Below are 11,367 nucleotides of genomic sequence, written 5' to 3' on the forward strand. Positions count from 1 at the left end.
GCCCTGACGGTAGAGCTGGCGCCAGTTGAACAGCAAATGGTCATTGATACCGTTATCCCGTGCCAGCTTGGCAATGGATACGCCGGGCTGGAGCGCCTGCTCAACCAGCTTAATTTTAAAGTCCAGCGGGAAATTGGGACGGCGTCTTGAGGGTTTTGGTGGGGTTTGTTTCATGAATTGCGCCCATTAAAAAAATAATGGACATCATCTTTAATAACTTGATGGGGAATTAACAGACGGCGCTGGGCGTACGCTTACCTCTCGATCGCATCAGACATGAAGGCATCCTTGGGGATAACGGCTGGCACCGGTGTGGGTACGTTTCTCAACGGCGGCAAGAATAATAATCGGTTTTGCCTGCAGGACCCCCCTTTGTCCCAGCGAGCAGTCACCGACGTTTGTCCAGATTACTTCGTTCCTGACTTCAGCTCCTTTTCCATCATGACCCATTTAATGCAACCGCGCAGCACGCTGATAAGGACATAGACAATGAAAGTAAGCAACCCGGCAAAATTGATTACCGGCGTATCAAATAGCCAATAAACCAGTAAAAGCAACGCTACCACGCTGGTCACGCCCCAACCCAACAGGCTGCGAACCAAGATATAGTGAAGAAAATCCTTTTGCCGGGTTTTCATCCAGCGTTCACGGCGAGACTTTTTATATGTCCTCACCCCCACCTCCCAGATACCCCGTCACGCACAGGCGTAATTCGCGGGGTTAATGCCCTTCTTAATTATTATGTAATTTTAATGCATATTCAGAGCGGCGCCAGGCGGGTAACAAAATGTTTAGGGTGCCGTTAGACGGGCAAAAAAAAGGCCTGCCACGGCAGGCCTTAGCGATAAGGCGAGAACGTCACAAGCCCGGAGGGCGAGGGACTTCCAAGTAATCGCCATTTATAGTGCGCCGATAATAGTGACCTTGGTTGACGTAAAAGCGTTCGCCGTTCATATCCACAACGGTCATATTACTATTGTTACCGGCCCCACATAGGTTGGCGGCGCAGGCGGCGGCTGCACCACCACATATTGATCGTTTTGCCGCTGATAATAGATCCCGTTGAGCACATAATAGGTCAGACCGGTGATTAACACAGTTTCCGCCGCGCCAGGCAGGAAAGGAAAGCGTGCTCCGCGGCCGGGCCCAGGGCCGCCATGGTAACCACCAGGACCGGCAAGCATCGCCGCCACCTGGCTGGCGGATAACTGCAGTACCAGTAATTTTCTCATATCGCATCTATCAACCCTATTAATACACTAATAAAAGCGCCAATCGCCCGGTTACGCAAGGCGTTTTACACATCTTTAGTCGGTGATTACGCATTCCTAACTGTTTGGTTATATTTTATTGCAATTTGACTGGAAAAACTTTCACGACGGCGCGCAACATGCCAGCCAAAGGCATTAACACAGGACCCTAGATGCTGATGCCAAAAAAAACCCCGCCGCGGCGGGGATGAAAGAGAAGACAAAACGTTTGCCCAGCGTTACTTCATTTCGACCATTTCTTTCACATCGGTACGGGCTATTTGCTGTTTGGTGCCGTTGGCATCTTTATAACTGATCATCCCGGTCTGATCATCGACCTTGGGCTTACCATCGCTGACGATAGTTCTGCCATCGTTGTATGCATAGCGTAGTTACTTGAGCAACCGGCGATAAAGGCTGAAAAAATTACCCCTGATAACATAGAGAATACTTTTTTCATGACCCACTCCTTTTTATCAGACATGCAATAATTTTAGCGCAAACTCGCAGCATCGCTAATTTTTTGCCTGTATAGCGGCGGATTATTTCGCGACAATACGGGACAACAAGATATTTACCGAGGCTTCCGCTCCGGCGGCACAAGGCGAATTCGCTATCCTCAGGCGCTCAGCGCCAGAAATTAAGCGGCGTCAGGGCAAAGGCGCGCCATTTCTGCGATAGAGGCTAAGGCTATAATATCGATAAATATTTGAATGAGAATAATTATCATTTATAATTTATTCGCGATGCCGTTAGATGATAGTTTCATTACGTCATCCCGCTCCGGTGATGGCGAAAGTGATGTTGGGCACCCACGTTTTTTTCGGTGGGTGTTTTTTTTACCCCAGGCGGGCGCCAAGCGCCGCCGCGATGTGTGACCCCCAGCGCTATTTGATGAGATCATCGAGACGTTCGTCCGCAATCCCGGCCGGCTCAAGATGTGCGGAAACCTCCGCTGCGCTGAACAGTGCCTTGACCGCCGCTTCCGCATTATCGCAAATGGCGTGACCCGCATCGACGGTCAACTGCCCATCCACTTCGACATGCAGCTCGACAAATACCCGATCTCCGCCGTTGCGGGTGCGCAGGTCATGTACCCCTTCCACACCGGGACAACTCAGCGCCGCGGCGGTAATGCGCCGGCGATCGGCGCTATCAAGTTCGCGGTCGAGCAATTGCAGCATCGCTGACCGGATCATGCCGCGCGCATTCCATACCATATAGCACGAAATCGCCAGCGCACCGCTGGCGTCTGCCCTGATCCAGCCAAACTGATGCTCAAGGACCAGCGCGCAGAGCACCGCGATATTCACCGCGATATCGGTGATGTAATGCGCGCGATCGGCAGCGATTGCCGTGGACTGCGTGTACTTCACCACCAGCGTTTGCATTGTCACCAGTAAGCTGGCGCAAAGGGTGCTGGCGACGATTACAATAATGCCCAGCCCCTGCGCGGCAAGCGCCTGCGGGGTAATGAGACGGCTGACAGACTCTATCCCGAGCGCGACCCCGGCCGCCGCCAAGAGCATTGCCTGCACAAACGCGGCTATGGCTTCTGCTTTACCGTGGCCGAAACGATGGCCGCGGTCCGCGGGCCGCTGTGCATAGTATACGCCCACCAGCGTGACCATTGACGCCAATACATCGACTAAACCATCCGCCGCCGAGGTCAGTAATGCAATGGAGCCCGTTTCCAGCCATGCCCAAATTTTGATGCACACCAACGTTAGCGCGACACCAAGCGAAACCAGCGAGGCGAAACGCGTCAGGCTTTTTTTAGGCAGCTTAGTAATCATAATGCTTTATCCAGATGATAATCATTTACCCTACACGCTATAAAATAATTAAATTCAACTGTTTATTATGTTAGTTCGAGAATTAAAAAAACAGTTTTTTTCACTCATGAGAAAGTGTAAGCGCTAAATAAACGCTTTGCCGGTTCTCCTTTGCACTGAACAACAATAGAATAACCACGTATTCATTATTAACATCCATGACTAAAGCGCAACGCCCCAAAGGCTCTCAAGCCGCTTTCCGCCCATTTTCTACACATAAAACGTCGAGTCCTTCTGGATACCGTGAATTTAACACGTTGCATCAGCACCTATCACTTGCGTGATAAAAACCGGCTGCTTAAATTGGCTCTTTTTGGTGTTTAAACCATGAAAGGATGAGACTTTCGTGCGTAGAAATAATCACTCTCATTTTTAATGCACGTTTGCGTCGCCCCGGCTGGATTATCGTATCCGCCCACCGTACCGGCGCCTTAATCCACAACGGCGCCTAAGGTCAGCAGGCGAATAAATGTCTGTCTTGCGACATCATTAGGGTCTAATTTTAATGACTCTGGACATGATTTGCCGAAACGGATCCCTACACCTCTGGCTCATCATGGTCAGCCTATCACGCTTTATTGTGGCCCCGTTGGGTACATTACCTATTTCGCGCCGCAAGCGAGGTACGCACTATTTCCACCCGGCCTTAAATTCTGATAAAATTAAGGTGAAATTATTATGCATACATTTATCTTTTCCTTAGAAAAGGATTAACAGAAAAGGATTAACGGTGAAGACGATACTCCCTTATCTTGCGTTGATTGGCGCTTTGATGGTATTCCCCGGACAAAGTGCGCTGGCGGCAAGCGGCAGCGCAGCAAAACAGCAGTCTGTGCAAACACAGCTTTCTCATGCTCGCGCTCAGGGCAATGCGGCTCTGGTAGAGGGTCTGGAAAAGGCGCTGACTGAAATTACCGCGCATTGTCGCGATGACCAGCTGCAGGCAGACCGCCAGCGCCACATTGCCGACAAGAAAAGCAAGCTGGCGCAACGGCAGCACGAACTAACGCAAGCCCAGCAAACAGGTAATAGCGATAAAATTCGCAAAAAACAAAAAAAAGTCGCACGCGCTCAACAAGAACTTGAAGAAGCACAATCGACATTAAAACAGTAAGTCGCCACGCCGGCCGGATGGGAATGAAATTAATTGACGACCGCCTCACGACGACGATAGCCGGCAAAAGAATATCATGCCATCATGTGGTGGCACGGAAGATGTCGTATTTTACGACATTTTTTCGCGATACCGCCCGGCCACCCACGCCAGTGTCGTCGCTTCTTACATCAAGTATCTAAAAATACCGCACGCCGCTAACGCACTGCGCTGCTGAAGGCCAGGTGAGACATCGTGTAACTTTTATACGAATGTATTACGCATCGTCGTAATATGTGCTTGATTTGCGGCGGATGGATTGCTGTTACTCCCCTGCCCGACGCAGCAATCTACTCAGCGCCGCGTATAACGCTTCTTCATTCTCTTCCTCAACGGTGATTCCCGCGTTTTTGACAATGGTGGTCAACTCTCGATTTATCGCCTCCATCCATTCTTGACTATTTATTTCAGGCGCGACATTCGCTTTCTGAGCATTATCGTCGACCAAAGTTATCATTTTTTTCATGGTAATGTCCTGGCTTGGTGCCGTCGTTTTTCGGCCGCACCGTTTTATACCTGCCGCAATGCTTACTCGACACGGTGTCGCTAATCATTACGATGTCAAATACGTTAAACTACTAAAGAAAATTCTAAATATTCCCCCGTCTATCCTTGTTGTGTGCCCGCCGCAAGCACCATCAATGCAATTGATTAACCATCGCTAATAGCAAATGCATTACGCATTGGAGAAGACTATCTATTCTAACGATTAATACTTTTGATTCTTTTATAAGGTTAGCGCTGACGGCTCAGGCGTTAAGAGTACAGTCCTTAACGACCTTATGCGGTAACATCCATTAAATTTGACACAGAGACCGTATCATTTTTATTAATTAATTGAAGCAAATAATTTTAAATCATCATTCAACACTACAGGAAACGCCAGCCTATTCCTATAGAGATTAAGTGACCTGGCCTGCATTTTTCGATCATCAGAGAATAACTATTAAACGTAATGTGGCGCTTGTCAATAGATTTCCCGCCACCCTGAAGATTTATTTCTAAAAGAATTGTCTTCGCGGCCGATGGGCCAATATTATCCACAAGAATCATCTGAGCGCCATCAGAAAAATCCTTTTATTCTAGCAAGTGTTAATTTGATCGAATTGTCTTAATGGCGTTATTGCATCTGCGTCAGTTACTCACCAAGACAAATATAATTTCATTGGAATTAATTTCAATAAATAATTCTCACCCAGTGCGTACTTAATAGCCTCCCGGACAATGCGCGCCACGGGCGGGCGGCCACGGCGCTCATGTTTAGTCCGTCGAAGAAATCTCAAGCAATGCTAATTATTTCGCTCGTCGAAGCAACCGCACGCAGTTTATGACATTGATCTCGTAACCGCCCGCTTGACGCGTTGAGCTACAGCCCCTTATCCATTAGCATAATCATAATTTCGTGCCACAATCGAACGAACGTCGTTCCCTTTCCCCAATATTGACGTAAACGAGCGCTAGATGACGGAGCAAGGTGGTGCCGATCACGGGTAAAAGGCGTCATTGTTGTCCGATTGAGTCCCCTGTCCATCCTGGCTAAATGGGGAATACTCTCTACATTCGCAAAGAAATAGTATTTTATTAAAAAATAATTCAGTAAACATATAACCTTAGATAACAAAATCGCAGATAAATAGTTCGTAATTTTCTCGCCAAGGTGCAAGTTTTGCTGGTATTATTCACAACGCTTTTAGCCTCAAGAATAACCACGGGAACAAGTAAATGCAACTCAATATTTGCATGCGAGATATATAAAAAAGATAATTAATTTACATTCTATATTTATTTTTATAGCGAAATAAAACCTCGCACCTTTTATTATCCACATATTGGAGAAGGCGTGAAAGTTTTCATCATCAACCTCAAAGCATCGCCCAAACGCCGTCAATGTATAGAATACCAGTGAAAAAATTACTCTCTTGATTATGAGTTTATCGAAGCCATAAATGGCCATTTGCTTAGCGGCGAGGAAATTGTGCGGCATACCCGTAAAATTAATTATGCCACCCGTCCGGGTGAAATTGGTTGCGCCCTTAGCCACATCCATATCTACCGCCTCATTTGTGAGCGAGGGCTTGAGCAAGCGTTAATCCTTGAGGATGATGCAAAGCTTACCCCGGAAGCCATTTCGCTTCTCCCCCAAATAGCGCTGTGCGATGATCCCAGCAGGCCGCTATTAACGCTGCTGACCGCCAGCCATCAATACCTAAAAAAACCGATTCAGGCGTTGGATAAGTCGCACTGTCTGCATAGGGTAATCGATGCCGCCATGACGCACGGTTACATTATCAATCGCACGGCCGCGCGGAACATGGTGGCGGGCCTCTATCCGGTATGGATGGTGGCCGACAAATTTTCCATTTTTCAGGATTACTCCCTTTGTCAGGTACGTGCCGTGGGGCCGCCGGTCATTTTGCATAGCATCCATGCGGCTCAGTCACACATCAGTATTACTCCCAAACCTGACGCGGCGCGCAATGCCATCTGGCAATCATTAAAAGCCCAGGCGCCGTGGCGGGTAAAATGCAAACATCTGCTTTGGCGTCTGCTGGTACGGCCTTTTTGTCCATAGTAAAACAGCAATAAATCACGACCCCCTCTTTAGAGGCAATGATGCCGGCGCGGACTGCACACCACGGGGCAGTCGCGCGCGGGGAATGTGCGCGTGAGGCGATTGGCCGCCCCCGCCATCAACTTAGAATTATAGCCGCAGCGATTAAAAGTCATCTGGGGAAGGGTTTTGCTATCAAGGTTTTGATGATTTGAGAGGAAAGCACGGTTGGTGGCGTTACGTTGAGCAAGCCTGAAATAGCCTCTTACATTGTATCTGTCATGATTAAGGTAAAAGGTATTACGGTCAAGAGGGTGCCAGCAGCGACAGTCCAGCAATTGAGTGGATATAAAACCACATCACCGCGGCTTGTGTATGAATGCAATGAGGCGGCCACGCCGCAGCTTAATAAGGCGCGCGTTAGCACCCGGCTTAAGCGAAATCTTTTTAGCGTTTTTTCTCAGAAATTAACAGGCGTAGAAGGGTAACCAGGCGTTTTGTCTGTAACCGGTTGAAAAGTGGCGGAGAGACAGGGATTTGAACCCTGGAAGGGATTGCTCCCTTAACGGTTTTCGAGACCGTCCCGTTCAGCCGCTCCGGCATCTCTCCTTTTTTGCGGTTGCTATCATGCCCTGTTTTGCGGCATTTTAACAGTATTAATCCGCCCTCACGATTCAAGTGACGACTTATCGAGCAACATGATGATCAAATGGCCATGGCAAAGCACGCATCCCGCCAGCTCAGATGAAACGAACTGGGATCAGGCGGTTTCAATTCCGCTATTGACCCCGCTCTCGGTGGATGAGCAGCAAAAACTGGTGGCGCTGGCAAAGAAATTTCTTTGGCAAAAGAAACTCGTTCCCTTGCAGGCACTTGAATTGAATGCCCAGCAGCGGGCACGTATTGCGCTGTTATTTTCCTTGCCGGTGCTTGAGCTGGGGCTGGAATGGTTGGATGGCTTCCATGAAGTATTGATCTACCCGGCGCCCTTCGTGGTAGCAGATAGCTGGCAGGATGATTCTGGCCTGGTACACCAGGGCGAGGTGGTTCATTCCGGGCAAAGCTGGGATCAAGGCCCGGTAGTCCTCAACTGGCTCGAAATCCAGGATTCCTTTGATGTGTCGGGTTTCAATTTGGTCATCCATGAAACCGCTCATAAACTCGATTTACGTAACGCGGGCGTCGTCAATGGCGTTCCATTTATCCCGCTACGGGAGGTCGCCCGCTGGGAACAACTGCTCCATGGCGCCATGGCGGACTTGCAGGATGAGGTTGAGCTGGTCGGGGAAGACGCGGCCAGTATGGATGCCTATGCCGCAAGCGACCCCGCGGAGTGCTTTGCCGTATTGTCGGAATACTTTTTCAGCTCTCCCGAACTGCTGGCGGAGCGATTCGCCGATCTTTACGGCTGTTTCGTCCGCTTTTACCGCCAAGATCCGCTCTCAAGGCTCACAGCCCTGCGTGCCGGTCGCATGCAGGATGCGCGCAGCATGTGATCCAGGCACCAGATTAAGCCAGCGCAAGCCATGATGTGGGCGCAAATGTCAGATAAAAACAGCGCCTCTTGCCTCTATCTGGCGCTGCAAATCACCAATTCGGCTAAGCCTTGCACAATTGCGCGATTTCATTCGGTTATCCATTGACACCCCTTCGGTGTCCCGCTATCATTCGCCCCGTTCTCGCGATTCCTCTGTAGTTCAGTCGGTAGAACGGCGGACTGTTAATCCGTATGTCACTGGTTCGAGTCCAGTCAGAGGAGCCAAATTTAGAAAAGCCCGCTCAGGTTTCCCTGAGCGGGCTTTTTGCTTTGAAGACTTTCTCTGCCTATCCATTGGATCCATGCCATCAACGCGCCGAAAGGATTCTCACTTAAGCTGATATTTGATAAAGGTGGTTGCTGTTATGTCATCAGCTCGAAGCGAAACAGCAAAATTATTACTGCCCAGCAGATGCAGCTGGTACGCCTTTATCAGTTAGTGGAAAGGCGTGACCGGGTGAAAAGCGTTCCTCACCCTAAATAGGGTGTACAACCCGCCTGATTTTGTCAGCTTTATTTTACGGTACGCCCCCTTCCCTCTGCCTCATTGATTTCGCCCATCAGGGTGAAAAAAAACGAGCTGGCGATTTATGTCATCTCTCCCTCTATTGCCGCTAACGCCGCAACTGTTAAAGCCACACTGGACTTCAGCGAGGATGAAACAAGCCTCCGCCCGACTTCTGCGCAGGGTATCACGGCATAAATAATCGATAAAACCAGAGGTCTGTAAAGAGGAATACCCATCGGTACTGGATTTTTATCAGGGGAATGATGCTCATCACCACCCATTAATAACGACAGACGCGAAACCGAGAGAAAAATAAAGTCACTACTGAATTTTCTGAAGGAAGAAACGTAAAGTGACTTTAAAACACTGATGCTGCTGTTTGGCTTTAGTGGTTCAGCTCAATCGCGGTATTCCCTTCTTTAAAAAGTCTCAGGAACTGACGAGCGTAGCCCGCTGGGTGTTTTCAGGGCCCGATGCAAAACAAATCTCCGTATGCTGCAAACCAGCAGAATATAGGGATGTCTTTAAAGGACTGCGAACGTGTGCATCAAGCACCCCATCAATGACAGGCTGCATTCTGGATATGCATAGTAGCCTAGCGAATGACCAGGACTGGTATGAGGCTATGGGCGAGGACTTCAGAAGTCTGGCTTCCCAGGAGCAAACGATCAAGACCTCGGCGACCATGTGAGGACATAGCGATCAGGCTGCAGCCGCGCTCCTTTGCAGCCGCAAGAATAGCTTCTGCTGGTAGCGCGTCCGGTACGTGAACTGTCTCAATCTCCACACCTAGCCGATCGGCCGTGGCTTTTGCTTTCGCAAGAATCTTGTCGGCAGCCTCCTTTCGGCCGGCCTCATATTCCATCATCTCATCAGGTGCGGGAATCCAGCCAACGCCTCCGGCCGGTCCTGCATAGGTATGAAGTCGCTCGGTGACAGTAATAATCGTTACCCTGGCGCCTAGCCCTTGTGCCAGTGACAGGCCCTGGTCGATGCCCTTTTGAGCAACTTCTGAGCCGTCGGTCAAGATAAGGATGTGCTTGTACATGAGTGCTTCCTTAATGTTAGACGTTAGACGTTTTCCGGTGAACCGGTCAGAGCATCTCTTAGTGACCCATGATTGGAGGGGGCAATCCGACGGTGTATGACCGCGCGAAAATACCGCTATGATCAAACCAATCACCGCTATCGCGGCCCCGGCAAGCGCTACAGCCCGGTAGCCCAGGCCAGCGTCAATCACCCATCCGCCAAACACTGCTCCGATCGCATTGCCGAGATTAAACGCACCGATATTTGCAGCTGAAGCCAGAGTTGGAGCTCCGCTCGCGGCCGACATGACCCGCACCTGTATGGGCGGAACAAGCGCAAAGCTTGCGGCTCCCCAAAGAAAGATGATGACGCCACTTACATAGACATTCGACATGAACAGGGTGAGCGCGACCAGCATGATCGCAATGAGGACCAGCGAGCCGATTATTGTTCGATCAACCGAGAGATCTGCGGACTTGCCTCCGAGCCAGCTTCTAAGTGTCATGCCAACCCCAGCGGTCAAAAGCATAGCTGTGACGAAATTGATCGATGCATGCGCTTCGGTCTGCAGGATCGGCGCGAGGTAAGTGAAGATCGTGAACATGGCGCTGTTGCTTATAACAGTCAATAACAGTGGCGTCAGGACGTTTCTTTGCATCAGGATTCGAAGTTCCGACCGAACGTTGGCAGTCTTGTTGCCGGGAAGATCGGGCAGAGCGACGCGAACTCCGCTCACCTGCAAGACGCCAATTGCAGCTATTCCCCAGAAGACAGCCTGCCACCCAAGATATTCTCCTATCCAGTTAGCGGCTGGCACGCCTATGATGGTTGCAAGCGTCAGCCCCATGAACATCGTCGAGACGGCAGCCGCTCGACGCTCTGGAGCCGCAAGGCCAGCCACGACAATGGCGCCGACGCCGAGAAACGTGCCATGATTAATGGACGTGAAGACACGCGATAGAATAAGCATCTCGTAGCTAGTCGATACTGCAGACCAGATGCTGCCGAGGATGAAGATCGCAGACATCGCCATCAACAACGTTCTGCGTGATAATCGGCCTGTGCTTAGCGTGACGAGCGGCGCGGCAACCATGACGCCAAACGCATAGGCGCTGACAACCGCACCTGCAGCCGGGATTGAGACATCCAGATCGCCGGCGATGACGGGCAGTAATCCTATAGGCCCAAATTCTGTAACGCCAATCGCAAAAGAGCCTATTGCAAGCGCCAAAAGCCCCAAATTGAGCTTCATCTAACCACCTCTATGCATATGGAGAAAAGTCTATGGAGAAAGCGCTGCCTAGCCGAACAGTGCTCAACCGACTCTCAGCGCTATATTTGCGCTGATGTCTTAAAGTAAGCACCCCGTGGAGGACGTCTTGAATTATTGGTGGGTTTGTTGTATGAGACAGTAAACCTACGTTACACGCTTATGCTCATTGCATTTTCACATTGTATTGATTTTAATAACTTTTATTTCCATCCCGGTTTGAGTGATATGAAA

The 11,367-nt window shown here is 49.8% G+C and carries 7 protein-coding genes, 2 tRNA genes and 4 pseudogenes; 5 read left to right on the plus strand and 8 right to left on the minus strand.

Features of this window, described 5'->3' with window-relative positions:
• From ACMX3H_RS13725 to ACMX3H_RS13745, 5 genes and pseudogenes are all read right to left on the minus strand, one after another.
• Nucleotides 1-144 (minus strand): annotated as a pseudogene (locus ACMX3H_RS13725) (transposase); the annotation flags it as partial.
• Between the two features lie 263 nt (nucleotides 145-407).
• A complete protein-coding gene (locus ACMX3H_RS13730) occupies nucleotides 408-674 on the minus strand; it encodes a hypothetical protein (protein WP_415211231.1) in 267 nt (88 codons plus the stop codon).
• Between the two features lie 291 nt (nucleotides 675-965).
• Entirely contained in the window at nucleotides 966-1,232 is a 267-nt protein-coding gene (locus ACMX3H_RS13735; protein ID WP_415211232.1) for a DUF6515 family protein, read from the minus strand.
• Between the two features lie 257 nt (nucleotides 1,233-1,489).
• Nucleotides 1,490-1,692: pseudogene (locus ACMX3H_RS13740) on the minus strand (YgdI/YgdR family lipoprotein).
• A 445-nt stretch (nucleotides 1,693-2,137) separates the two neighbouring features.
• Nucleotides 2,138-3,046: a cation diffusion facilitator family transporter gene (locus ACMX3H_RS13745; protein ID WP_415211233.1), complete on the minus strand. Its 909-nt coding sequence runs from the start codon at nucleotides 3,044-3,046 to the stop codon at nucleotides 2,138-2,140.
• Between the two features lie 769 nt (nucleotides 3,047-3,815).
• Here ACMX3H_RS13745 and ACMX3H_RS13750 point away from each other — a divergent pair.
• A complete protein-coding gene (locus ACMX3H_RS13750; RefSeq protein WP_415211234.1) occupies nucleotides 3,816-4,199 on the plus strand; it encodes a DUF1090 domain-containing protein in 384 nt (127 codons plus the stop codon).
• Between the two features lie 304 nt (nucleotides 4,200-4,503).
• On the opposite strand, the gene ACMX3H_RS13755 is transcribed toward ACMX3H_RS13750, so the two are convergent.
• Entirely contained in the window at nucleotides 4,504-4,704 is a 201-nt protein-coding gene (locus ACMX3H_RS13755; RefSeq protein WP_415211235.1) for a hypothetical protein, read from the minus strand.
• Between the two features lie 1,461 nt (nucleotides 4,705-6,165).
• Between ACMX3H_RS13755 and ACMX3H_RS13760 the strand changes: the two are divergent.
• Nucleotides 6,166-6,810 (plus strand): annotated as a pseudogene (locus tag ACMX3H_RS13760) (glycosyltransferase family 25 protein); the annotation flags it as partial.
• Nucleotides 6,811-7,308: 498 nt separating this feature from the next.
• Here the strand turns inward: ACMX3H_RS13760 and ACMX3H_RS13765 are convergent.
• Nucleotides 7,309-7,398 (minus strand) — tRNA-Ser (locus tag ACMX3H_RS13765).
• Nucleotides 7,399-7,490: 92 nt separating this feature from the next.
• Between ACMX3H_RS13765 and mtfA the strand changes: the two genes are divergently transcribed.
• The 3 genes and pseudogenes from mtfA to ACMX3H_RS13780 form a co-directional block, all read left to right on the plus strand.
• Nucleotides 7,491-8,285 carry a DgsA anti-repressor MtfA gene (gene mtfA, locus ACMX3H_RS13770; RefSeq protein ID WP_415211237.1) on the plus strand — a complete coding sequence of 265 codons (795 nt, stop codon included), beginning with the start codon at nucleotides 7,491-7,493 and terminating at the stop codon, nucleotides 8,283-8,285.
• 190 nt (nucleotides 8,286-8,475) lie between these two features.
• Nucleotides 8,476-8,551, plus strand: a tRNA-Asn gene (locus ACMX3H_RS13775).
• 73 nt (nucleotides 8,552-8,624) lie between these two features.
• Nucleotides 8,625-9,029 (plus strand): annotated as a pseudogene (locus ACMX3H_RS13780) (hypothetical protein); the annotation flags it as partial.
• A gap of 400 nt (nucleotides 9,030-9,429) precedes the next feature.
• Here ACMX3H_RS13780 and ACMX3H_RS13785 read toward each other — a convergent pair.
• Nucleotides 9,430-11,115 (minus strand): MFS transporter, encoded by a 1,686-nt coding sequence (locus ACMX3H_RS13785; RefSeq protein WP_415211236.1) that lies wholly within the window; start codon nucleotides 11,113-11,115, stop codon nucleotides 9,430-9,432.
• Nucleotides 11,116-11,367: the final 252 nt, after the last annotated feature.

This window comes from Sodalis sp. (in: enterobacteria) (assembly GCF_047607725.1).
Taxonomy (GTDB): domain Bacteria; phylum Pseudomonadota; class Gammaproteobacteria; order Enterobacterales; family Enterobacteriaceae; genus JBLKSS01.

Excerpts from the sequence above, each read along its gene's own strand:
- ACMX3H_RS13735 (WP_415211232.1), bottom strand. The coding sequence starts at position 1,232 with ATGAGAAAATTACTGGTACTGCAGTTATCCGCCAGCCAGGTGGCGGCG.
- ACMX3H_RS13745 (WP_415211233.1), bottom strand. The coding sequence starts at position 3,046 with ATGATTACTAAGCTGCCTAAAAAAAGCCTGACGCGTTTCGCCTCGCTG.
- ACMX3H_RS13755 (WP_415211235.1), bottom strand. The coding sequence starts at position 4,704 with ATGAAAAAAATGATAACTTTGGTCGACGATAATGCTCAGAAAGCGAAT.
- mtfA (WP_415211237.1), top strand. The coding sequence starts at position 7,491 with ATGATCAAATGGCCATGGCAAAGCACGCATCCCGCCAGCTCAGATGAA.
- ACMX3H_RS13785 (WP_415211236.1), bottom strand. The coding sequence starts at position 11,115 with ATGAAGCTCAATTTGGGGCTTTTGGCGCTTGCAATAGGCTCTTTTGCG.